At 65.0% G+C, this 21,593-nt stretch carries 32 protein-coding genes and 1 tRNA gene; 21 read left to right on the top strand and 12 right to left on the bottom strand.

Features of this window, described 5'->3' with window-relative positions:
• Nucleotides 1-111 precede the first annotated feature (111 nt).
• The 3 genes from RIB52_RS06095 to pspF all read right to left on the bottom strand — a co-directional run bounded on the left by RIB52_RS06095 (nucleotide 112) and on the right by pspF (nucleotide 2,407).
• Entirely contained in the window at nucleotides 112-720 is a 609-nt protein-coding gene (locus RIB52_RS06095) for a PilZ domain-containing protein (RefSeq protein ID WP_350173985.1), read from the bottom strand.
• 225 nt (nucleotides 721-945) lie between these two features.
• Complete coding sequence (locus tag RIB52_RS06090; RefSeq protein ID WP_350173983.1) at nucleotides 946-1,281, bottom strand: hypothetical protein; 336 nt, start codon at nucleotides 1,279-1,281, stop codon at nucleotides 946-948.
• 70 nt (nucleotides 1,282-1,351) lie between these two features.
• On the bottom strand, nucleotides 1,352-2,407 hold the full coding sequence (gene pspF, locus RIB52_RS06085; RefSeq protein ID WP_350173981.1) for a phage shock protein operon transcriptional activator: 1,056 nt from the start codon (nucleotides 2,405-2,407) through the stop codon (nucleotides 1,352-1,354).
• A gap of 188 nt (nucleotides 2,408-2,595) precedes the next feature.
• Here pspF and RIB52_RS06080 point away from each other — a divergent pair, with 188 nt between their 5' ends.
• Genes RIB52_RS06080 through RIB52_RS06025 form a run of 12 tightly spaced genes read left to right on the top strand, consistent with a single transcriptional unit; the run spans nucleotide 2,596 to nucleotide 7,296 of the window.
• A complete protein-coding gene (locus tag RIB52_RS06080) occupies nucleotides 2,596-2,787 on the top strand; it encodes a hypothetical protein (protein ID WP_350173979.1) in 192 nt (63 codons plus the stop codon).
• 11 nt (nucleotides 2,788-2,798) lie between these two features.
• Nucleotides 2,799-3,803: a phage shock protein PspA gene (gene pspA / locus RIB52_RS06075; RefSeq protein WP_350173977.1), complete on the top strand. Its 1,005-nt coding sequence runs from the start codon at nucleotides 2,799-2,801 to the stop codon at nucleotides 3,801-3,803.
• Nucleotides 3,804-3,806: 3 nt separating this feature from the next.
• Nucleotides 3,807-4,118 carry an envelope stress response membrane protein PspB gene (gene pspB / locus RIB52_RS06070; protein WP_350173975.1) on the top strand — a complete coding sequence of 104 codons (312 nt, stop codon included), beginning with the start codon at nucleotides 3,807-3,809 and terminating at the stop codon, nucleotides 4,116-4,118.
• Nucleotides 4,115-4,489, top strand: coding sequence for an envelope stress response membrane protein PspC (gene pspC / locus RIB52_RS06065; RefSeq protein ID WP_350173973.1), 375 nt, complete (start codon nucleotides 4,115-4,117; stop codon nucleotides 4,487-4,489). Before pspB ends, pspC begins: the two co-directional genes overlap by 4 nt.
• Nucleotides 4,490-4,522: 33 nt before the next feature.
• Entirely contained in the window at nucleotides 4,523-4,849 is a 327-nt protein-coding gene (locus RIB52_RS06060) for a hypothetical protein (protein ID WP_350173971.1), read from the top strand.
• Nucleotides 4,849-5,202, top strand: a complete 354-nt coding sequence (locus RIB52_RS06055) for a hypothetical protein (RefSeq protein ID WP_350173969.1) — start codon at nucleotides 4,849-4,851, stop codon at nucleotides 5,200-5,202. Before RIB52_RS06060 ends, RIB52_RS06055 begins: the two co-directional genes overlap by 1 nt.
• Nucleotides 5,202-5,531 (top strand): hypothetical protein, encoded by a 330-nt coding sequence (locus RIB52_RS06050; RefSeq protein ID WP_350173967.1) that lies wholly within the window; start codon nucleotides 5,202-5,204, stop codon nucleotides 5,529-5,531. Before RIB52_RS06055 ends, RIB52_RS06050 begins: the two co-directional genes overlap by 1 nt.
• A complete protein-coding gene (locus tag RIB52_RS06045) occupies nucleotides 5,531-5,881 on the top strand; it encodes a hypothetical protein (protein ID WP_350173966.1) in 351 nt (116 codons plus the stop codon). Before RIB52_RS06050 ends, RIB52_RS06045 begins: the two co-directional genes overlap by 1 nt.
• Nucleotides 5,878-6,228: a hypothetical protein gene (locus RIB52_RS06040; protein ID WP_350173964.1), complete on the top strand. Its 351-nt coding sequence runs from the start codon at nucleotides 5,878-5,880 to the stop codon at nucleotides 6,226-6,228. Before RIB52_RS06045 ends, RIB52_RS06040 begins: the two co-directional genes overlap by 4 nt.
• The gene (locus RIB52_RS06035) at nucleotides 6,228-6,485 is read left to right on the top strand and encodes a hypothetical protein (RefSeq protein ID WP_350173962.1); all 258 of its coding nucleotides are present in this window, start codon (nucleotides 6,228-6,230) and stop codon (nucleotides 6,483-6,485) included. The genes RIB52_RS06040 and RIB52_RS06035 overlap by 1 nt, the downstream gene beginning before the upstream one ends.
• Nucleotides 6,486-6,530: 45 nt before the next feature.
• Nucleotides 6,531-6,944, top strand: a complete 414-nt coding sequence (locus RIB52_RS06030; RefSeq protein ID WP_350173960.1) for a SufE family protein — start codon at nucleotides 6,531-6,533, stop codon at nucleotides 6,942-6,944.
• Between the two features lie 4 nt (nucleotides 6,945-6,948).
• A complete protein-coding gene (locus tag RIB52_RS06025) occupies nucleotides 6,949-7,296 on the top strand; it encodes a YbaN family protein (RefSeq protein ID WP_350173958.1) in 348 nt (115 codons plus the stop codon).
• Nucleotides 7,297-7,355: 59 nt separating this feature from the next.
• Here the strand turns inward: RIB52_RS06025 and RIB52_RS06020 are convergent, their stop codons facing one another.
• The 5 genes from RIB52_RS06020 to RIB52_RS06000 all read right to left on the bottom strand — a co-directional run bounded on the left by RIB52_RS06020 (nucleotide 7,356) and on the right by RIB52_RS06000 (nucleotide 10,290).
• Entirely contained in the window at nucleotides 7,356-7,700 is a 345-nt protein-coding gene (locus RIB52_RS06020) for a hypothetical protein (RefSeq protein ID WP_350173956.1), read from the bottom strand.
• 17 nt (nucleotides 7,701-7,717) lie between these two features.
• Entirely contained in the window at nucleotides 7,718-8,386 is a 669-nt protein-coding gene (locus RIB52_RS06015; protein WP_350173954.1) for a hypothetical protein, read from the bottom strand.
• 87 nt (nucleotides 8,387-8,473) lie between these two features.
• Nucleotides 8,474-8,989, bottom strand: a complete 516-nt coding sequence (locus tag RIB52_RS06010; RefSeq protein ID WP_350173952.1) for a sterol desaturase family protein — start codon at nucleotides 8,987-8,989, stop codon at nucleotides 8,474-8,476.
• Nucleotides 8,986-9,762 carry a fatty acid desaturase gene (locus RIB52_RS06005; RefSeq protein WP_350173950.1) on the bottom strand — a complete coding sequence of 259 codons (777 nt, stop codon included), beginning with the start codon at nucleotides 9,760-9,762 and terminating at the stop codon, nucleotides 8,986-8,988. The genes RIB52_RS06010 and RIB52_RS06005 overlap by 4 nt, the downstream gene beginning before the upstream one ends.
• 114 nt (nucleotides 9,763-9,876) lie before the next feature.
• Nucleotides 9,877-10,290 carry an acyl-CoA thioesterase gene (locus RIB52_RS06000; protein WP_350173948.1) on the bottom strand — a complete coding sequence of 138 codons (414 nt, stop codon included), beginning with the start codon at nucleotides 10,288-10,290 and terminating at the stop codon, nucleotides 9,877-9,879.
• 122 nt (nucleotides 10,291-10,412) lie between these two features.
• On the opposite strand from RIB52_RS06000, the gene leuC reads away from it, so the two are divergent.
• The 8 genes from leuC (at nucleotide 10,413) to RIB52_RS05960 (ending at nucleotide 16,033) form a co-directional block, all read left to right on the top strand.
• Nucleotides 10,413-11,843 (top strand): 3-isopropylmalate dehydratase large subunit, encoded by a 1,431-nt coding sequence (gene leuC / locus RIB52_RS05995; RefSeq protein WP_350173946.1) that lies wholly within the window; start codon nucleotides 10,413-10,415, stop codon nucleotides 11,841-11,843.
• A gap of 68 nt (nucleotides 11,844-11,911) precedes the next feature.
• Nucleotides 11,912-12,118, top strand: a complete 207-nt coding sequence (locus RIB52_RS05990; RefSeq protein ID WP_350173944.1) for an isopropylmalate isomerase — start codon at nucleotides 11,912-11,914, stop codon at nucleotides 12,116-12,118.
• A gap of 46 nt (nucleotides 12,119-12,164) precedes the next feature.
• On the top strand, nucleotides 12,165-12,764 hold the full coding sequence (leuD, locus tag RIB52_RS05985) for a 3-isopropylmalate dehydratase small subunit (protein ID WP_350173942.1): 600 nt from the start codon (nucleotides 12,165-12,167) through the stop codon (nucleotides 12,762-12,764).
• 23 nt (nucleotides 12,765-12,787) lie between these two features.
• Entirely contained in the window at nucleotides 12,788-13,783 is a 996-nt protein-coding gene (locus RIB52_RS05980) for an NADPH:quinone oxidoreductase family protein (RefSeq protein ID WP_350173940.1), read from the top strand.
• Nucleotides 13,784-13,872: 89 nt separating this feature from the next.
• Complete coding sequence (locus RIB52_RS05975) at nucleotides 13,873-14,193, top strand: DUF1476 domain-containing protein (protein WP_350173938.1); 321 nt, start codon at nucleotides 13,873-13,875, stop codon at nucleotides 14,191-14,193.
• A gap of 12 nt (nucleotides 14,194-14,205) precedes the next feature.
• Nucleotides 14,206-14,439, top strand: coding sequence for a BolA/IbaG family iron-sulfur metabolism protein (locus RIB52_RS05970; RefSeq protein ID WP_350173936.1), 234 nt, complete (start codon nucleotides 14,206-14,208; stop codon nucleotides 14,437-14,439).
• Nucleotides 14,440-14,491: 52 nt separating this feature from the next.
• A complete protein-coding gene (grxD, locus tag RIB52_RS05965) occupies nucleotides 14,492-14,821 on the top strand; it encodes a Grx4 family monothiol glutaredoxin (RefSeq protein WP_350173934.1) in 330 nt (109 codons plus the stop codon).
• A 411-nt stretch (nucleotides 14,822-15,232) separates the two neighbouring features.
• Nucleotides 15,233-16,033, top strand: coding sequence for an NUDIX hydrolase (locus tag RIB52_RS05960; protein WP_350173932.1), 801 nt, complete (start codon nucleotides 15,233-15,235; stop codon nucleotides 16,031-16,033).
• Between the two features lie 18 nt (nucleotides 16,034-16,051).
• Here RIB52_RS05960 and RIB52_RS05955 read toward each other — a convergent pair whose 3' ends face one another.
• Entirely contained in the window at nucleotides 16,052-16,471 is a 420-nt protein-coding gene (locus RIB52_RS05955; protein WP_350173930.1) for a hypothetical protein, read from the bottom strand.
• A gap of 195 nt (nucleotides 16,472-16,666) precedes the next feature.
• Nucleotides 16,667-16,743, bottom strand: a tRNA-Arg gene (locus RIB52_RS05950).
• A gap of 73 nt (nucleotides 16,744-16,816) precedes the next feature.
• Between RIB52_RS05950 and RIB52_RS05945 the strand changes: the two genes are divergently transcribed.
• Nucleotides 16,817-17,695 carry a queuosine precursor transporter gene (locus tag RIB52_RS05945; protein ID WP_350173928.1) on the top strand — a complete coding sequence of 293 codons (879 nt, stop codon included), beginning with the start codon at nucleotides 16,817-16,819 and terminating at the stop codon, nucleotides 17,693-17,695.
• 25 nt (nucleotides 17,696-17,720) lie between these two features.
• Here RIB52_RS05945 and RIB52_RS05940 read toward each other — a convergent pair whose 3' ends face one another.
• Complete coding sequence (locus RIB52_RS05940; protein ID WP_350173926.1) at nucleotides 17,721-19,322, bottom strand: Ppx/GppA phosphatase family protein; 1,602 nt, start codon at nucleotides 19,320-19,322, stop codon at nucleotides 17,721-17,723.
• Between the two features lie 3 nt (nucleotides 19,323-19,325).
• Nucleotides 19,326-21,536 carry an RNA degradosome polyphosphate kinase gene (locus RIB52_RS05935; RefSeq protein WP_350173924.1) on the bottom strand — a complete coding sequence of 737 codons (2,211 nt, stop codon included), beginning with the start codon at nucleotides 21,534-21,536 and terminating at the stop codon, nucleotides 19,326-19,328.
• Between the last annotated feature and the right edge of the window lie 57 nt (nucleotides 21,537-21,593).

Here is a 21,593-nt window from a genome sequence, read left to right as displayed (position 1 = left end):
GGAGCCGGCCCCCGGAGGCGCCAGCCTTGTGAGAGTCTCGACGATGTCGGGATATTCCGCAAATAGTCGCGGCCAATCGGTTTGGCAAGAGGAAAGGCCTGCGCCGCGCGGCTACATCGGGCGCTCGTCGCTGTTGTCCCCGGTCACCCATTTGCGCGCGGTGTCGATCAGCGAGCGCCGCTCGCGATCCTCGAAGGTCTCGTGGTAATGGCGAATGTCGAGCACCTGTTCATCGGTCAGTTCATGCTCGAAGCGGATCGCGTTGAGGCCGAAATCCGAGCGGATCACGTCGCCGAAAGCTTCGAGCGAGCCGCAGCGAAGCACCGCGCCCTCGCCGACCCGGACGGATTCCAGCACCGCCACCTGCGCGCCGCTGCGCGAGAGGTTCATCAGGACACAGGGCTGGTTACCTTCGATCGTGATAAGCCGCGCAGGCAGGCTGACACGAAGACGCGGAGCCGCGCGGCGACCGGTGTTGGGGATGGGCGGTAGCGCGGCGCCGCCGGACCCGGGCCGTGGGCGCGCGCCCGGATCGCCTGCCGCGCCGAAATCCGGGGCTCCCCCGTGATCGGCCGGCGTGCCGGGATTGCGGGGCACGTCCGCATCGTCTTCGAAGCCGCGCTCCCACGCCGCGTCGAAACGCGTGCGCGGCGCTCCCCCGTCCGCGCGAGGGTCATCAAACGCTTTGCCGCGCGGGTCCGTGTCATCCCGGTCCGCCATAGCTCATCCCTCTTGTCTCGGGGGCGATGCGCTTGATAGGCCAAAGCCCCGTCCGGCCAATTGAAAAGCGTTACATTCCCGCAGACGGGCGCGCAAAAGGTGAACGGTCACACCCGGCTATCGGATTCGGCCGCTGGATTGCGCCCCGCCCGGCACGAAGCCGTCCCGGGATACATCTAAGCTGCGGCCAAGACCCAAAGTCGGCCTTATCCGGTCAGCATCCGGTCAGCCTTCTTCGCCCCAGCCGCCGATCTCTTCCCCGCCCCGGCGCGGACGATCCGTCGGGCCCGTAGCAGGGGCGAAAGAGGGCCCTGACCCGGCATCGTAGCCCCAGCCCTCCTTGGCGAGCGCGCGCGCCCGCTCGGCCTCGACCCGCGCCTCGATCGTCTTCTCGCGCACCTTCTGAGCGCGGTCGGCGAATGTTTCTGCCATCTGCGGCGCGGCCACGCCGACGCCGAAAGTCACCATCGCCCCGAAGCCCATCACGCACAACGTGGCTAGGCCCGCGATCACGCGCATCGTGGTTGATAGCTGGTCGATCATTTCGGTCAGCAAGCGCATCGAGGCCCCCGGTCTGTGCACGGACCCGCCCGGAATAGCCGGAATTCCTTGCCAGATCGTTGAAGCCCGCTCAGTCTGCGGGCTGTTCCTCCAGCAGGCCGTGTTTCTTGATGCAGTGGCGCAGCTGATCATAGGTCAGGCCGAGCGCGCGGGCGGTCTGGCGCTGATTCCAGCGATGCTTGCCCAGCGCGTGCTCGACGATCGCGCGCTCATGCGCATCGACTGCGGCGCGCAGGTCCTCAATCTCGTCGAAGCAAGGCGCGGAAGCACCGAAATCCGGGGCTTTCGGGGTGCTTGCGGCGAAATCGGGCGCCCACTCGCCGCTGCGCCGATGCGAAGGCGCGCGCGGCTTCCACGGGCTGTCGAACGGGTCGAACTGGACATGGGCAATCGGCGTGGATGGATCGTCCCAGCGATAAACCGCCCGCTCGACCACGTTGCGCAGCTCGCGCACATTCCCAGGCCAGGCGTAATCCTCGAGCTGGTCCATCACGTGCGGCGCGAAGCCGGGCCAGCCGAGCCATTCGAGCTCGGCCGCCATGCGCCGCCCGAAATATTCCGCGAGCACGCCGATGTCGCCCTCGCGCACGCGCAGTGGCGGCAGGGTGATGACCTCGAAGGAGAGCCGGTCGAGGAGGTCGGCGCGGAATTCGCCGCTGTCGGCGAGCGCGGGCAGGTCGTCATTGGTCGCCGCAACGATCCGCACATCGACCCTCACCGGACGCGAAGCTCCGATTCGCGTGACCTCGCCATATTCGACTGCCCTCAGCAGCCGTTCCTGCGCGCCCATCGACAGCGTGCCCAGTTCGTCGAGGAATAGCGTGCCCTTGTCGGCTTCCTCGAACCTTCCCGCGCGCGCCTTGGTAGCACCGGTGAAAGCGCCCGCCTCGTGGCCGAACAACTCGGCCTCGATCAGGGTTTCGGGGAGCGCGGCGCAATTCATCGTCACCAGCGGCTCGTCCCAGCGGGTCGAAAGGCGGTGGAGCCGCTCGGCGATGAGCTCCTTGCCGGTCCCGCGCTCGCCGATGACGAGGACGGGCCGGCTCAAGGCGGCGGCGCGGCTGGCGCGTTCGACCGCATCGAGAAAGGCGCCGGACTGGCCGATGAACTGGTTTTCGCGCTCCATGGCCGAAATATAGTGAAAAACCCCAATGCTTGGCAACATAAACCAACAAGACCGCTGCAAAGGCCCCGGACATCCCCGATTTTCGGGCATTTTAGCAGCTTGGCACGGGCGTTGCATCTATTCCGGCATATACGGCGAAACCGACGGCAAGGGGCCGTGCGGACACGCCAGCCGGGAGGACCGACACCATGTTCAAGAGCCTGACAAACCCGAAAGCGCTGCTCGCAAACGACTTTCTCCGCAGCAAGCTCGGCCAGGCCGCGCTCGCCAGCACTTTCGCGATGACCGCGATGGTCGTGCTGACCTCGCAGGTGGGCGAGGCAAACGCCGCCGCCATCGGCGCGCCGCATGCCGATCGTGTGATCGTCGAGATCGCCTGATCGTGAACGCCATGACCGACCGCAACGACAAAACCCCTTCCGGACCGGAGCGCAACGCCCCCGCCAACCGCGCCGCCGATCCCGCCGCCGGGACCTCCCCAACCCCGGCTGGCCCGTCGCATACCGGCGACGAGAGCGACGACGGCCTCGCCCCGGTCCGGAAACCCAACTCGTCTGGCGGCAGGCGCTCGAGGCTCGACGCCGAAATCGAGGCCTTGCGCACCAGCCCAACCCCGACGCAGAACCAGCGCGGGCAGCGGCCCGAGCACGAGGACAAGACTTCAAGCGCGCGGCGCAGCAGCAATTCATTCCTAGATGGAGTAGCCTTCATGGGCATTTTCAGCCGAACCCGCGATATCATCGCCGCCAATTTCAACGACCTGCTCGACAATGCCGACGACCCGGCGAAGATGATCCGCATGATCATCCTCGAAATGGAGGAGACGCTGGTCGAGGTCCGTGCTTCGGCAGCGCGCACCATCGCCGACCAGAAGGAAATGCACCGCCACGTCGTCAAGCTCGACAAGCTCCAGGCCGACTGGGCCGAAAAGGCGCAGCTCGCCCTGTCGAAAGACCGCGAGGACCTCGCCCGCGCTGCGCTGGTCGAGAAGAAGAAGGCGGCCGACACCGCCGACCAGCTCAAGGCCGAGATCGCCGTGCTCGACGATGCCCTGCGCGCCTATGAGGACGACATCGCCAAGCTGCAGCATCGCCTGCGCGAGGCGCGCAGCCGCCAGAGCGCGATCGCCGCCCGCCTCGAAAGCGCGGAAAACCGCGTCAAGCTGCGCACCCTGATGAGCACCGAACGTACCGACGAGGCGCTCGCCCGGTTCGACCAGCTCGAACGCAGGGTCGATTACGCCGAAGGCCGCGCCGATGCGCTAAATATCGCGGAGGACGGCAAGCCCTCGCTCTCCGACGAGATCGCCGCTCTGGCGGGCGACGATGCGGTCGATGACGAACTCGAACAGATGAAGAAGGCGCTCGGCAAGGGCGCTTCCGGAAAGGACCAGTAAGCCATGGAAGATATTCTCGTCCCGATCGTCATCGTCGGCATGCTATTCGTCGGGCTGCCCTGGGTGATCCTGCATTACGTCACCAAGTGGAAAACGGCTGCCACCATTACCTCGGATGACGAGGTGCTGCTGGAAGAACTCTACGGCCTCGCGAAGCGCCTCGATGAACGGATGGACACGGTCGAGCGCCTCGTCGCCTCAGACGATCCCAGCTTTACCCCGGTCAAGCGCCTGCGCGCCGACCAGGACACCGACAACCAGCAACTGCGCGAACTCGACCGGATGATGGCCGAGAAGAAAGGAGCCCCTCAATGAACAGCCCCCGCACCAAGCTTTACCGCGACAAGCACAATGCCAAGCTGATGGGCGTGTGCTCCGGCCTTGCCGACTATACCGGCATCGACACGATCTGGTGGCGCCTTGGCCTCATCGTCCTGTCGATCTCGCTGGGCTGGCCGATCCTCGCCTATTTCGTCGCCGGTTTCATCCTCAACAAGAAGCCGCCGCATCTCTACCGCGACGAAGGCGAGCAGAAATACTGGCAGCGCGTGCGCCAGAGCCCGCATCGGACGGCTCGCGAGATCCGCGCGCAGTTCCGCGACATCGACCGCCGGCTCGCCAGTGTCGAGGCGCATTACGTAGAGAGCAATCCGCGCCTCAACGCCGAGATCGAGCGCCTGCGCTGATTGGCACGAAACGACAGAGGGGGACTTTCCATCATGGGTGAACTGATACCAATCGTCGCGATCATATTCGGCTGCTTTATCCCGATCACGGCGATCGCGCTCAAGCACCGCGAGAAGGTCGCCGCCATGCGCGCCGACGCCACCGCCGCCCAGACCGCCGAAAAGGCCGCGCAATATGCATCGCAGGTCCAGCGGCTCGAAGACCGGGTCCAGGTGCTCGAACGCATCGTCACCGATCGCGGCTACGATGTCGCCACCCAGATCGAGGCCCTGCGCGATACGCGTAGCATCGAAGAAGCGGGCGTCGAGGAACAGGGCAGCGGCGTGCCGCTCGACGTGACCAGCCGGGAGAAAGCGTGATGGACTGGCTGCAGGGAGGCCCCGGCTTCGTCATCGCGATCATGGCGGTGAGCTATGGCGCCTGGGTCATCAACAACTGGATCCGCGCCAGGCACGGCTATGAGCTTGAGGATGAATGGGGCGGCAAGTCGGCCCCGAACAGGCCCCGATCCGACAGCGCCGAGACGAAGCGCCTGCGCGAGGAAAACCGCGCGCTGCACGACAAGCTCGACGCGATGCAGGACCGCATGGTCGTGCTGGAGAAGATCGTCACCGATCGCGGCTATTCGCTCGCCGAAGAGATCGAAGCGCTCAGGGGCGATCGCAAGGATGCGGGCGTGCCGCTCGACCTTGCGAAGAAGGAGACACGCTGATGCTCGATGCGATTACGACCGAGGCGCTCGTCGCCATCGCGCTCGCCGGAACTGCGGGGTGGGTCTTCACCACCTGGTTGCGCGTCAAGAACGGCTATCCGCTCGAAGGATCGTGGGGCCAGACACTCAAGCCCGTTACCGACAACGAGGCCAAGCGCCGCGTAACCCTGCTGACCCAGGAGAACGCCGAACTGCGCGCCGAGATCGGCTCGATGAAGGACCGGCTCGCCAATGTCGAACGGATCGTGACCGATCGCGGCTATCACCTCTCGGGCGAGATCGAGAGCCTGCGTGCGCTCGAGGATCGTAAGGACGAAGGAAACGCCTGATGGATTTCTGGACCGCCGCCGTCATAGTCGTCGCCCTGTGGAGCGTGGTGACGATCTGGACCCGCCGCCATGACCGCGAATTGGGCGTCGCCCGGGACGAGGACGGCAATCCCGTCTTTCCCCCGAGCGCGCAGGGCAAGGCCGAGGATCCGCAGGCCCGCGCCGAGATACAGCGCCTGCGCGAGCGCATCGTGGTGCTCGAGCGGATCGTGACCGATCGCGGCCACGCGCTCGCGGACGAGATCGAGCGCCTGCGCGACGAACGCAGTGTCGAGGATGCGCCGCTGCCGGGCCTCGCCGAAAAGTCCGCTGCAAGATCCGGCGCCGAGGACAGGGAGCCCGCACGGTGAGCTGGCTCAGCATCTTCGCGGTCATCTTCCTGATCCTCTGGCTGCGCGAGCGCCATCTCGGCAAGCAGCTGACCCAGGAAAACGAGGACTTGCGCCGCCGCCTCGGATACGGCGAGCCACCGGCCTCGCCTGCGGCGCATGACGACACGCTCGACAACCGTGAACTCGAAGAGCTGCGCGAGCGCATCCAGGTGCTCGAACGCATCGCCACCGACAACAACAACTCCGAGGCGGTGCGCGCCCGCGCGATCGCCGCGGAGATCGAAAGCCTGCGCGGCGACATGGCCCAGCGCCGCTCCGACGAGGACACGCGCCGTGCGGGCAGCAATACGGAGGACATGAAATGATGATGGACCCCGTTATGGTGATAGCCGCGAGTTGCCTCGTCGGCCTCGCCGTGGTCGCCTTCGCCCTGCTGCGGGCATGGGAGCAATGGCTTGACTACAAGCGCCAGGAGCTCGAACGGGCGCGCAATGCCGCCCACCTGTCGATCGACACGCCCGAGGACGGCCGCGGCTCGGTCGGCGCAGCGCGGATCGAGCTTGCCGACCTGCGCGAGAGGATCAAGAAGCTGGAAGCGATCGCGAGCGGGGTCGAACTATGACGCGCGCGGGGTGGACACACGCGCCCGGGTGATTAAATCCGCCTCATGCGATCCCTCGACGACATCTACGAAGAATACGAATTTCTCGAAGGCGACGAACGCTACGGCCTTCTGATCGAGCTCGGTCGCGAGCTTGAGGAAATGCCCGACGCGCTGAAAACCGACGCGACGCTGGTGCGCGGCTGTTCGGCCGCCGTGTGGGTCTATCCGACCGAAGGCGAGGAGCCGGGCCGCCTGCATTTCCTCGCCGACAGCAATGCCGCTATCACCAAGGGGATCGTCGCACTCGTCATTTCCGCGGTGCAGGACAAGCCCGCGCCCGAGGTCGCCGAGATGGACGTGACCGCCGCGCTCGCCCCGTTCGACCTCAAGAACCAGCTGTCGAGCAACCGCACGCAAGGGGTTCCCAACATGATCGCGCTGGTGAAGGAACACGCCACGCGGATCGCCGCCGCCTGAGGCGATGCGCCCGCTCTACCTGGCGGGCGGTTTGCTCTTTGCGGGGCTCGGCGCGGTCGGCGCGGTCCTGCCGCTGCTTCCGACCGTGCCTTTCCTGCTGCTTGCCGCGTTCTGCTTCGCACGCAGCAACCCGGCATGGGAAAAGCGCATTCTCGACCATCCCACATGGGGCCCGCAGATCCGCGACTGGCGCGAACGCCGCGCGATCGCGCGCCGGGCCAAGGTCGCGGCGATTGCCACGCTGGTCGCAGGCGTCGCCTTCACCTGGGCGACGATCGGCTTTCCGTGGTTGTGGTTTTCGGTGGGCGCGCTCGTCTTTATCGGCGGCTGGATCGCCACGCGCAACGAATAGGCCTCGGTCTTCGGTAGGCCCCGTCTGACACGCCCTCGCCGACAACGAACCTGCGCGCCTCAATCGCGCGAAAACGCAGATGGCTGGGGAAAGCGCGACAGCGCGTCTGCTGCGTCAACAATGGCGGGCGAACTGTCGATCTCTTCCACCATAAAAGGCAGGTCGGCTGGCAGGTCGAGCCCTCTCGCGGGGTCGATCAGCTGGCCCGGCGGCTGTTGGCCCTGCATGCAATCGGGATGCAGCTTGTCGGGAGTGGCGATCTGGTCACGAATCAGATTGTCCCGAATCGCAATGTCGTCTCCCGAAAATTGCAACCCGTCGACCGAGATATGGAATACCTCGTTGTCCGCGACGCGCACATGCCGCGACACATAGACCCTGATCGCGCTTTCGAAATCGTGCACTGTGTTGCCGCGAAAGGTCAGGCAATCGCCGAGACATTCGCACCGTCGGGCGCGTGGGCGGCGAAGGTCGCCGGGTCAGTCGCATAAGCGCGGGTCCGCCATGAAATCTCTATATCCTCGAAGACGAAATTGTCCACGCGGCGAGGGGAAGGCTCACGTGTCGTGAGCAGATACCTTCCGCCATCGACCGGCTCGGCTCCCGAAATTGCGATCCCGCGCACGATGAAATACGAAGCACCGGCAGCATTAAGGCCGGTAAAGCGCGGCCGCGCTCCGGGTGCAGCCTCGATCGTGACGAAGCCCGCATTCGAAAGTCCGCTAAGGTCGATCGCGCCGTAACCGCCGCTTGCCAGCCGGATTACGTCGCCGCTCCTTACAACAGCTCCATCGCGCGACGCGCTGCGTACTGCTGAAGGCCTGTGGATCAGCGCCGCGAGGAGCCGGTTGGGCAGAGTGAGGAACCGCTTGCGCTCGCCGATCAGCCCTTCGTCGACCAGAGCCTGCAGGTCATTCCATGGGCGCTCGCGGCTGCCATCGCCATCGACCGAGCCACGCAGCGGATCGACGTAAAAGACGCGCCCATTCGCGGCAGCATCGTGGAGCGGGCTGCATTCGGCGAGCGGGTAATCCGCGAGTTCATAAGCGGGCCGCATCGCGATCCGCGCAGCCGCCGCTCCGGTCAGCACCGGCAATAAAAGCGCAAGCAGCGCAAACCTTTGAAGATTGCCCGAGTGTCTTATGCCTACCCCCCAATTCAAGCGCCCCGAATTAAGTCAGGCCGCGCCCCGATCGGGCCCGCGGTTTTCGCGGACTGTGGCGATACCGGCTTCCCTCTGCGCTTTCAGTTCGGCCTTGAGCACTTGCGGATCGCGCGCAAAGACGAAGCCGAAGCTCACCCCGCCCTCCTTGCCGATGGTGGCATGGTGGAGCTTGTGCGCCTGGACCAGCCTTTTGGCATACCCTTTCTTGGGAACCCATTTGAAATAGCGCTGGTGGACGAGCCCGTCATGAACGAGCGTGTAGATCACGCCGTACAGAGTGATGCCGACGGCGAACCACCACAGCGCGTCCCAGTAGAGCGCCCCGTAGATATACATGGCCGCGTTGATCGTGCCGAAGACGACCGCGAACAGGTCGTTCTTCTCCAGAACGTTGTCATGCGGCTCGTGATGGTCGCGGTGCCACGCCCAGCCCCAGCCGTGCATGATGTATTTGTGTGCATACCACGCGAACAATTCCATGCCGATAAGGGCGGCAAGGACGGTGAGGCCCACTTCGAGCCAGCTCATGGATGCGCTCCTTCTGCCCCGGCTGCTGCTCCGACACCCGCCCGGCGCGCGCCGGGCAGCGCCCACCATGGCACGTCAGGCCTCCGGTGATGTTCGAGATGATAACCGAAGTGGAAACAGGTGGCCAGCGATGCAAGTGTGCCGAAGGAATCGCTGCGGGTGTTGTGGCGATCGGCGAAAGGCTTGCCGGGTGTGTGGTAATGCGGGCGGAAAGTGCCAAAATAAAATAGCTGCAGCGACGAAAGCAGCGCGGGTGCGCCGTAGAGCACGAAGATCTGGATGAAGGGAATCTCGAGCACGAACCAGTAGATGCCGACCACCGTGTGCACGAAGAGGAGGCTCTGCCAGCCAAAATAGCGCTTGAAGAAGGTCCAGTACCAATGGAGGAAGCTCGCCGGGTGTTCCTCGTCGAAATCGGGATCGCCCGCGCGGCCGGACAGCTTGTGGTGCGTGAAATGGGCATCGCGCATCTTCCGCCACGCAAAGCCCGCATAAAGGAACAGCAGCACCGCCCCGATTGCCGCGTTGGTGCGCGGCCTGCCCGGCGCGAGGCTGCCATGCATCGCGTCGTGACAGACGATGAAGACCCCGACCGAAAGCCAGCACTGCACCGCCGCCATAAGGATCGCGAGCGGCCAATTGTCCCAGCCCATTTCGAAGACATACATCGCATAGGCGTGGATGCCGAGCCATGCGCCGGCGATCCCGGCGGCCAGCGCGAGACCAACGGCCTCTTGCCGGGCGCGGGAAGGAAGGACGAAACGCGAAGACATCACGGGCGATATACGGGCAGGCGAGCCATCCGGTTGCGATAAACCGCCGCTTGGCGAAGCGCAATTGCAAGCAGGCTAAAGGGTATTGCGCGCAAATGCGGAGCGCAATCGCGCTCAGCCTGCCTCGCGGTCGCTTTCGTGGAAGAAGAATTCATGCAGGTGCTCGCCGATTCGCGCGGGACGCAGGGTCTTGGCATCGATGCAGCACCAACTCGACTTGACCTCGGCGAGCACCTCCTCGCCCCGGTGAATCACGGTGTGATAAAACGCCCGCGCCCCGTTATAGCGTTCGAGCACGGTCTTCGCGACCACCCGGTCCTCGAGAAAGGCGGGCTTGCGATAAGTGATTTCGTGCTTCAGCGCGACCCACGCCTTGTTCGCCACGTCCTCTTCCGGGGCCAGTTTTGTCCAATGGGCGAGCACAGCGTCCTGAACCCAGTTCAGATAACGCGCATTGTTGACATGGCCCATGAAGTCGATGTCATCGGGCTCGATCGTGATCGGATGGCAATGAGGCCTCGCTGACATAGGTGTCAATTAAACCAGAATAGGCTGCGTTTCCATGACAAAGTTGACCGCGATCAACCTGAATGTTGCACGATCCGGCGCTTCGTCGCTAAGCGCAGCCCGAACCGGGCAGGAATGAAACCATGACGCACGAGCCGCGCACATTGTACGACAAGATCTGGGACGCGCATCTCGTCGAGAGCCGGGATGACGGGACCGACATCCTCTACATCGACCGTCACCTCGTCCACGAGGTGACGAGCCCGCAGGCGTTCGAAAGCCTGCGCAAGGCGGGCCGACCGGTGCGCCGTCCGGAACTGACGCTCGCCGTGCCCGATCACAACCTCCCGACCACCGCGCGCCGCGATGCGAAGGGCGCGCGCATTCCCATCTCCGACCCGCAGAGCGCGGCCCAGCTCGAAGCGCTGGAGAAGAACGCGCCGGCCTTCGGCATCCGTTATATCGCCGATGCGGACGCGGAGCAGGGGATCGTGCATGTCGTCGGCCCGGAACAGGGCTTTTCGCTGCCCGGTGCGACCATCGTATGCGGGGATTCGCACACGTCCAGCCATGGAGGCCTGGGGGCCCTCGCCTTCGGCATCGGGACCAGCGAGGTGGAGCACGTGCTCGCCACCCAGACATTGCAACTGAAGCGGGCGAAGTCGATGGAAGTGCGCGTCGAGGGCGAACTCGCGCCCGGCGTGACGGCAAAGGACGTGGTGCTCCACATCATCGGCACGATCGGAGCGGCAGGCGGCACAGGCCACGTGATCGAATATCGCGGGAGCGTGTTCGAGGCGATGAGCGTGGAGCAGCGCCTGACCGTATGCAACATGAGCATCGAGGCGGGCGCGCGGGCCGGACTGATCGCTCCGGACGACACCGTGTTCGACTATCTCGAAGGGCGGCCCATGGCACCCAAGGGCGAGGCCTGGGACGAGGCGCTTGGCTATTGGCGAACGCTGAAGAGCGACGAGGGTGCGGCGTTCGACACCTCGGTCAGGATCGACGCGGCGGCGATCGCGCCTTCGGTCACCTGGGGAACAAGCCCCGAGGATGTTCTCCCGATCACCGCCAGCGTCCCCTCACCCGAAAGCTTCGCCGATCCGGCCAAGCGCGAGGCGGCGCGGCGCAGCCTCGATTACATGGGGATCGAACCGGGAACCGCGCTGACCGACATTCCCATCGATAACGTCTTCATCGGATCGTGCACGAACAGCCGGATCGAGGACCTGCGCGCGGCGGCCAGGGTGCTTAAGGGGCGGAAGAAGGCCGAGAATGTGCGCTGGGCGATCGTCGTGCCCGGCTCCGGCCTCGTCAAGCGCCAAGCCGAGGAGGAAGGGCTCGACCGCATCTTCGTGCAAGCGGGCTTCGAATGGCGCGAGCCGGGCTGTTCGGCCTGCCTCGGCATGAACCCGGACAAGATCCCGTCGGGCGAACGCTGCGCATCGACCTCGAATCGCAATTTCGTCGGCCGTCAGGGACCCGGCGCGCGCACCCACCTGCTTTCCCCGGCCATGGCCGCCGCAGCGGCCGTGGCGGGCAGGCTCGCCGACGTGCGCGACTACACCTGACCGCGCGGCGCACGCACCGTGATCGCAAGCCCCTTGCAAGCGGGCGGTGCCGGGAGCATGGAAAAGGCATGACCAAGACACCGAAAGAGGACAAGGACTCGAAGAAGTCCGGACCGGGAGCGGCCACGATCGGCGCCGCGGCCATCGGCTCGGCCGCAATCGCGGCAGCGCTGCTTTTCGCTGGGCGGCGCTTTTCGAAACGGTCGGGCGGCGAGCCCACCGCATCGGGCATGAAGGACACCGTGCCTTCAGGCGAGAAGCCCGAGACCGACTGACTTCTCCCCGCCCGCACGCAAGGGCTTAAACAGCGCGAGGAACGCGATGGAAAAACTTGTCCGCATCGAAGGCCGCGCCATCCCCTTCGGCGCCAAGAATGTCGACACCGACGTCATTATCCCGGCGAAGTGGCTCAAGACGATCACCCGCGACGGCCTTGGCGAAGGGGCGTTCGAGGCGATCCGCGCGGAGCCGGGCAACATCTTCGATGATCCCGCCTACACGGGCGCACCGATCCTGATCGCGGGCGACAATTTCGGCTGCGGGTCGAGCCGCGAACACGCCGCCTGGGCGCTGCTCGATATGGGCATCCGCGTCGTCATCGCCCCGAGCTATTCCGACATCTTCTCCGGCAACGCGGTCAAGAACGGCATCCTGCCCGTCGTCCTCCCGCAGGAGGCCGTCGACCGCCTGATGGAAGTCGCGCGCGAAAGCGAGAGCATCCATGTCGACCTCGAACACCAGACCGTGACGACGCCCTACCAGGACCGCTTCACCTTCGAGGTCGACCCGTTCCGGAAGCATTGCCTGATGGGCGGGCTCGACGAGGTCGCGCTGACGCTCGAATCGAGCGAGGCCATCGCCGCCTACGAAAGCGCGCGCGCTCGCCAGCAAGGCTGGCTCGCACGCGGCACGAACACCTGACGTAAAAACGGGAGAGAGAACCGATGAAAGCCATCCGCACCCACCAGGTCGGCGGACCCGAAACCCTGACGCTCGACGAGGTCGCCGCGCCCGCCCCAGGCAAGGGCGAAGTGCTCGTCGCGGTGAAGGCCTGCGCGATCAATTATCCCGACACGCTGATGATCCGCGACCTTTACCAGTTCAAGCCGGAACGCCCCTATGCGCCCGGCGGCGAGATCGCCGGGACCATCGAAGCGATCGGCGAAGGGGTCGAGGGCTATCAGGTCGGCGACATGGTCATGGCGGGGATCGGCAATGGTGGATTGGCAGAAAAGGTCGTGGTCCCGGCGGGCCGGATGTTCCCGGTCCCCGACGGCGTCGCGCCAGAAAAGGCGGCGAGCCTGTTGATGACCTACGGCACGACGATCCACGGGCTGAAGGATCGCGGCCACATCAAGGAAGGCGACACCGTGCTGGTGCTGGGCGCGGCGGGCGGCGTCGGGCTGTCGGCGGTCGAACTCGCCAAGGCCTTCGGTGCGCGCGTGGTCGCCGCCGTGTCCTCCGAGGAGAAGGGCGAGGTCGCCAGACAAGCGGGCGCGGACGCGGTGGTGATCTATCCCAAAGAGGAAATGGACAAGGCCGCCTCGAAGGAGCTTTCGGCCAAGTTCAAGGAGGCCTGCGGACCCGAGGGCGCGAATATCGTCTACGACATCGTCGGCGGGCAGTATTCCGAGCCAGCCCTGCGCGCGATCGCATGGGAGGGGCGTTTCCTCGTGGTCGGCTTTCCGGCGGGCATCGCGAAAATGCCGCTCAACCTGACGCTTCTCAAGAGCTGCGACATATGCGGCGTGTTCTGGGGCGCCTTCACCGCGCGCGAGCCGGTGAAATTCCGCGCCCAGGTCGACGAGCTGTTCGACCTGCTCAAGGCGGGCAAGATCGACCCTATGGTGTCGGAAACCTTTCCCCTCGAACGCGCAGGCGATGCGATCGCGAAACTCGAGAACCGCCAGGCTGTCGGCAAGCTCGTCGTCACCATGTGACAGGCTCGCATCGGCAAGATTGCCCGCTTGTCCCGGAGGGCTGCGGGCCTTATCTCTGTGGAGCGAGATTGCACGGGAAGGGACCCATAATGACCGATTTCAAGGACCGGCAGCGCGGCGAGGAGGCCAAGTTCGCGCTCGACCAGGAAACCGCCTTCAAGGTCGCGGCGCGGCGCAACCGGCTGCTGGGCGAATGGGCGGCGGATATCATGAACCTCACCGAGGAAGAGGCCGACGCCTACAAGAAGGCGGTCATGCAGGCCGATTTCGAGGAAGCGGGCGATGAGGACGTCATCCGCAAGCTGCTGGGCGACCTTACCGCCGCCGAGACACAAGTGACCGAGGCGGAAATCCGCGCCAAGCTGGAAGAGAAGGCGATCGAGGCGCGCCGCCAGGTCGTGGGCGAATAAGGGAGACACGCAATGCCTATGCGAGGCGAGGACATAAAGGCCGCGATCGAGCGCGAACTGCCCGGCGCGAATGTCGAACTGACCGACCTTGCGGGTGACGACAATCACTGGGCCGCGCGCGTCACCGCGCCACAATTCGCCGGCAAGAGCCGGGTCCAGCAGCACAAGATGGTCTATGCCGCTTTCGGCGAAAAAATGGGCGGCGAACTGCACGCCTTGCAAGTGACAACCGTCGTTCCCAGCTAACCGATCGGGACGTATCGACCAACCACTGCCACCGGAGGGACAGCTTCACGCCATGGCTGACATCAATTCGCGCATTTCCACCATCGTCGGCGATAATGACGTCGTCCTTTTCATGAAGGGTACGCCGCTCTTTCCGCAATGCGGCTTTTCCAACCTTGCAGTTAACATCCTCGATCATTGCGGTGTCGCGTATGAAAGCGTCGACGTGCTGCAGGACATGGAAGTCCGCCAGGGGATCAAAGCCTATTCCGACTGGCCGACCATCCCCCAGCTCTACGTCAAGGGCGAATTCGTCGGCGGTTCGGACATCATGAAGGAGATGTTCGAGGCGGGCGAACTCCAGACCATGCTGGCCGAAAACGGGGTAGCCAAAGCGTCCTAGCATTGGCGCGCGCCCATCCGGGCGCGCTATCCTCGCTCACCCGGCCGTGCGGCTGCATCGCTGCAGGCGATAGCTTGGCCGTGCCGTCGCCGCGCGACCGGTATGCGCGCCAATCTCCGTCCTTGCATCGCGACACGCAAAAAACCGCCCCGCTAAGCACAGCGGGGCGGTTCCTTTGTACGGGGAGGCGAGACCCAGAGACCAGGAAAGGTCTCGCCTCTTCGAAGACCACTCGGGCTGCCTTTAGGGATGCAGGCACCGTGCCAGAAATGCGTTCAGTCGCAATTAGGCGGGTTTACGTGGTTTACCCGGGTTAACCATAGGCTGATCTGTAAGCCATCCCGACACCCCGGCCCGAAGCCACCGCCCTCCCCCTTGGCAAAGGCGCACACCCGGTCCAAGACTTCGCGCATGACCGACACCGAACAGCCCGCATCGAACCGCGAAGGCATCCCCGCCGCCACCATCATCATCTTCCGCAACGCTCCCGCAGGGGGCCCGCCTGAGGTCCTGATGACGGTCCGATCGCGCGAAATGACCTTCGCCGGCGGCATGGCGGTGTTTCCGGGCGGTAGGGTCGATCCGGAGGATTTCGAGCTGGGCGAAAAGGTCGCCCGCGACAGCGGCGGCGCAATCGCCTCGGACGAGGCCGCGCACCAGATCGCCGCCGTGCGCGAAACGCTCGAAGAAACGGGCCTCGCGCTCGGCCTTGCCGGCGACATTGACGCTGCGAAAGCCGCCGAGGCGCGCGCCATGCTGATGCGCGAGGGCGCCCTCGCCCCGGTGCTGGACGCGTTTGGCTGGCGACTGGACCTTGCGCAGATCACCCCTTTCGCGCGCTGGTTTCCCAAGAACGAGAAAATCGTGCGGGTCTACGACACCCGCTTCTACCTCGCCGATCTCGGGACCGGCGCGGTCGACGTCTCGATCGACGAGAGCGAGAACACGCACCTGTTCTGGACGACCGCCCAGGGCGCGCTCGACGCGGCGGATCGCGGCGAGATCAAGCTGATCTTCCCCACCCGCCGCAATCTCGAACGCCTCGCCCTGTTCGCCAGCTTCGCCGAGGCAAAGGCACAGGCCGAGGCGATCCCCGTGCGCACGATCATGCCCCGCGTGGAGGAGCGCGACGGGCGGCCGATGCTGACGATCCTGGAGGACGCGGGTTATCCGGTGACGGCCGAGGTGCTAGACGACGTGGCGCGGGGGTGAGGGCACGGCAGGCGTGGCTCACCGATATTTGAAATCGACGATGACCACTTCCTTGGGATAGTTGCGCGCGCGGCCAATCTCGGATTTCCGCTTGTCTCTCGCCTTCTCCTCGACGGAAGGTCTCGGAGCGAAATCACCGGGACCGATCTTGCTTTCGGTCAGACGAAAGCAACTACCCCCTGCATAGGACAGGTCTTCGCCCTTTGCCGGGCCTTGCTCGACATGACGCTTCCATGCGGCATCGAGCGCTTCCTTAGCCGCCGTGGAGGGTGGGAACCGGGTAATGAAGATGTCGCTGAAATAAGCCTTGTCGAGCGTGTTGTAGCTGCAATAGGTCCAACTCTTGCCTTGATCCTGTGCCGACGCCGTACCCGAAGCAAGGCCTGCCAGAAGTGAGCATGCAAGAGTTGCTGCGATGGCTATTCTGCAGTTGGACATGATTATTCCTCCAGATTGAACTGACTTGAAAGGGCTATCATCCGAAGATTACGGGCTCAAGCAACGGATGGATCGTTCTCACCGAATTCGCGGGTTCATGGAGGGCATCACCTGCGAGGCGCTATTGAGCAGCTGGACGCGTTACCCCTCACAAGAGAAGCGGCAACCGCAACCAAAGCTTACCTGTCGGCTTGATGGCGCGCCCGGCAGGACTCGAACCTGCTGCCTCAAGATTAGAAGTCTCGCGCTCTATCCAGATGAGCTACGGGCGCACACCCGCACAGCGGGCAGGCGCCCAATAGCGCGCTTTGCGCCTGCCGCAAACAGCGCTAGTCTCTTCCCCCGATGGAAAAGCCTCTCCCCGGCGCCGCCTCCGATCCCGGCGCAGCCTTCGACACCGATCCCGATGACGGCATCCGCGCGACCAGCCTCGCGCCGGTGACGTTCCGCTATTATGATTTCGTCATGGCGGCCTTCGTCGCGATCCTGCTGCTGTCCAATCTCATCGGCGCGGCCAAGCTCACCTTCGTCGATGTGCCGTTCTGGCCCGACGGCTGGTGGCCCGCGCCCGACGGCGTTTTCATCTATGGCGCGGGCATCCTGTTCTTCCCGCTGGGCTATGTCATCGGCGACGTTCTGACCGAAATCTACGGCTTCGCGCGGGCGCGGCGGGTGATCTGGACGGGGTTTGCGGCGATGGTCTTCCTCGCCTTCATGAGCTGGGTCGTGGTCGGCCTGCCCGCTTTCGACGGCTGGGCCTGCGCAGCATCGGACAGCCTTTCGCTGAAAGGCGAACCCGACGCGGCCGCCGGGGCGATCTGCCAGCAGACCTATGTATCGGTCTTCGGCAGCACGTGGCGCATCGTCATCGCCTCCATCACCGCTTTCTGGGCCGGCGAATTCGTCAATTCCTATGTCATGGCGCGGATGAAGGTATGGACGAAGGGCAAGGCCCTGTGGACCCGCACGATCGGATCGACCGTGGTCGGACAGGGTGTCGACAGCCTGATCTTCTATCCGATCGCCTTCTGGGGCATCTGGACGAACGAGGCGGTGATCACCGTGATGGTGACGAACTGGCTGCTCAAGGTCACATGGGAAGCGGCGCTGACGCCGGTCACCTATCTGGTCGTCAACCGGCTCAAGGCGGCCGAAGGCGTGGACCTGTTCGACACCGATACCGATTTCAATCCCTTTGGCGGAGACGCGCGCTCCACCGCCTGATCGCGCGCAAGGCCAGGCCCGCCTGTCAGTCGCCGCCGCGCAGCGCCTCGTCCGCGACGATGTCGACGCGCCATTCCATCCCCTTGCATCCGGCGAGCAGTTTCATGTCCTTTTCTGTGGGCACGCCGAACAGGTCGGCATGGCTCGTCGCCAGCCGCAGGACGAGCACGCCGTCCTCCACCCGCAGCCGGCTGACCTGGAGCGAGCGCGGCGAACGCGCGCCCAGTCGCCGGGCAAGCCGCACCGCGAAGCCCCAGCATTGCGCCTCGGCGATCGCCTCCGGGCTGGCGAGGTCATGCACTTCCTGCGGCAGGTCGGTGCGATTGCCGTTCGCCGAGATCGCCGACGCCATCATCGCGCGCGCTTTCCCGTCCAGCGCGATCCAGCGCTTGTGCAGCGCCCAGTCGATCGCCTGCGGCAAGCGGATATTGGGCTCGATCTGCATCGAGGCGAGCGCGAGCTGGGTCGCGGCGAGGCGCAACCTCTCGCTCCCGTGCGCACGCGCGGGCGCGGCATCCACCGTCCACGCCGCCATGCGCGCGGCGAGCGGCGGGGGCGCGCCGCGCAGGGTCGCGAATACGGAAATCCCCGCCAGCAGCGGGTCCTGTGCGCGCGCATGCGGCTCGAGCCGGTCGTAAAGCAGCCCTTCGCGCAGCCCCCAGGAGGAGAACACCAGCCGCTCCGGCCCGAGCTGGCCGAGCAGCGCGAGCAGCAGGACCGCGGCATCGGGCAGCTTCTCCGCGCGCATCGAGGAAATCCGCTCGCGCGGCTTGAGGTCATCGGGCCCCATTGCAGCAAGCGCCTTGCCCAGCGTTTCGGCCTCGGCGCGGCCCAATTCGTACCCATGCGGGTCGGATAGCGGGTGGCCCTGCTCCTGCATCGCGAAAACCGCCATTGCGCGCCATGTACCGCCCACGAGATAAAGCGTGCGCCGCTTTTCGGAACCATCCCCGGAACTCTCCTCGCCGAAGCTTTCCGCGTTCCAGCCCGCCTTCTTCAGCGCCTTTTCGAGCGCCTTGCGCATGTCGACGCGCACGTCCTTCGAGCCGCCGCCGACGGCATCGTCCTTGCGGAAATCGGGCAGCCGCAAAGTGCCGAGCGGCAGCGACGCGGTACCATGAACCGCATCCCCGCCAAGGCGCACCAATTCGAGGCTCCCCCCGCCAAGGTCGGCGACAAGTCCCGATGCGCCCGGAAAGGCCCCGGCCACGCCCATGGCGGACAGTCGCCCTTCCTCTTCGCCCGAAATGACGCGCGGGGCGAGCCCGAGCGCTTTGAGCGCCGCGACGAATTCGGGCCCGTTTTCCGCATCGCGCACGGCAGCGGTGGCGACGCAATCGACATCATCGACCTCGAGATCCTCGAGCAGCAGGACGAACCGCCTGAGCCCCCGCATGGCGAGTTCCACCGATTCGTCGGACAGCCGCCCGGTCGCGCCCAGCGCGCTGCCGAGGCGTGCCGTGACCTTTTCGTTGAGCAGCACGGTGGGCGCACGCATCGAGCCGCCATAGATGACCAGTCGCACCGTGTTCGACCCGATATCGATGATCGCGCGGCTCGGCGTATTGCCTGCGAAGATACCATCGCGGTCGTGCCGCTGCTTGCGGGAACGTATTGCCTTGAACACGCGCTAACCCGAGCGTCCCTTGCGCAGCGAGAGTTTCGGGACCCCGCCCGCTTCCAGCGACCCGCCGCGGCCGGAAAGTGAGGGATTGGTCATGAAATAGCGATGGCAGTTGAACGGTTTGCTGCCCGGATCGGTCTCGACCCGGGAATAGGTCCCGTCGGCATTGAGCCACCAGCTCTGCTCGGCGTCGAGCATGTTGGCGAGCAGCACCTGCTGCAAAACCTGGTCATGCACGGTGCGGTTTTCGATCGGGATGAGCGATTCGACCCGGCGATCGAGATTGCGCTCCATCAGGTCGGCCGAGGAAATGAACACCGCCGCTTTCGGGCTCGGCATCGCATGGCCGTTGGCGAAAGCGTAGATGCGGGAATGTTCGAGGAAGCGGCCGATGATCGACTTGACCCGAATATTCTCCGAAAGACCGGGCTGGCCGGGGCGCAGGCAGCATATGCCGCGAATGACAAGCTCGACGCTCACACCGGCATCGCTTGCCGCATAGAGGCGGTCGATCATGCCCTTGTCGGTGATCTGGTTGCATTTCATCCAGATCGCTGCGGGCTTGCCCTTGGCCGCATTGGCGATTTCCGCATCGATGCGGCGATAGATTTCCTCACGCAGGTCGATGGGGGCGATATGGATGCGTTCCAGGCTGTGCGGTTCGACATAGCCGGTGACGAAATTGAACATCTTCGCCGCATCGCGCCCCAGTTTCGCATCGGCGGTGAAGAAAGACAGGTCGGTATAGATCTTGGCGGTGACCGGGTGGTAATTGCCGGTGCCGAAATGGCAGTAGGTGCGAAAGCCCTCCTCTTCGCGGCGAACGACCATCGCGGTCTTGGCGTGGGTTTTCCAGTCGGTGAAACCATAGATCACCTGGACGCCCGCGCGTTCCAGCTTGGTCGCCCATTTGAGATTCTGTTCCTCGTCGAAACGGGCTTTCAGTTCCACGACTGCCGTCACCGACTTGCCGTTCTCCGCCGCCTCGATCAGCGCGTTGATCACCGCCGACTGGCTGCCGGCGCGGTAGAGCGTCTGCTTGATCGCCACCACGTCCGGGTCGGCGGCGGCCTGGCGGATGAAATCGACCACCACCTCGAAGCTTTCATAGGGGTGGTGGATGACGATGTCCTTCTCGCGGATCGCGGAAAAGGCCTCGCCGTCATGTTCGCGGATCCGTTCGGGATAGCGCGGGGAATAGGCATCGAACTTGAGATCGGGGCGATCTTCTGAGACGATTTCCGAAAGCCCGTCGATCCCGATCATGCCGTCGGTCTTGATCACCGCAGCCTCGTGGACGCCCAGCTGATCGAGCAGTACGGCTTCGGCCTCGGGATCGAAATCCTCTTCCAGTTCGAGCTGAATCACCTGGCCGCGCCTGCGCCGCTGGATCGCACTGCGGAAGGTGCGCACGAGGTCCTCGGCCTCTTCCTCGATCTCGATGTCGCTGTCGCGCAGCACGCGGAACAGCCCGTCGCCCTGAATCGTGAAGCCGGGGAAGAGTTTCGAGGCGTAACGCTGGATGAGGCTCGCGATAGAGATGTAGATCGCCTCGCCCAGGACCCCGCCCGCCCCTTCCCGCTGCCCCGGCACGCGCACGAAACGCGGCAGCGCGCTGGGAATGAGGATCATCTCGATGATCTGTTCACCGTCGGCATCGCGCGTGAGCGTGAAAAGGAGGCCGATCCCTTCGTTATGCACGAAGGGGAACGGATGCGCCGGGTCGAGCGCCTGCGGCGTGATGATGGGCAGTATTTCCTCGAGGAAATACTGCTCGAGCCACTCATGCGCCGACGGGTCGACGCGGTGTTCGTCGGCGACATGGATGCCGCTGTCGGCGAGAGCGACGCGCAGGTCGCGCCAGATATCCTGCTGGCGATCCGACAGGGTGGCGAGCTGTTCGCGGATCGCGGCGAGCTGCTGGGTCGGAGTACGCCCGTCGATCGCGACCTTGTCGATTCCGCGCTGCGCCTGGCCGACAAGCCCGGCGACGCGGATCATCATGAATTCGTCGAGATTGCTGCCCGAGATCGACAGGAAACGCAGCCGTTCGAGCAGGGGATATTGTTCGTTGCAGGCTTCGGCCAGCACGCGCTCGTTGAAGGAGAGCCACGAGAGTTCACGGTTGAAATAGGGCGATTCCTCGCCCGTTCCGCCGGGCTGCGGCGCAGGCGGGGAGGCGGGGTTCCTGGTGGTGGCGATGTCGGTGCTGCTCATCGTGTCCGGTGTGCTCGGGGGCGCGGCACGGCGCCGCGCATCCCATGTTCGCATGGC

It is taken from the genome of Erythrobacter sp. (assembly GCF_040217515.1).
Lineage (GTDB): Bacteria > Pseudomonadota > Alphaproteobacteria > Sphingomonadales > Sphingomonadaceae > Erythrobacter.
Note: the sequence above shows the minus strand (reverse complement) of the source record. Positions and strands in the feature narration are given on the sequence as shown.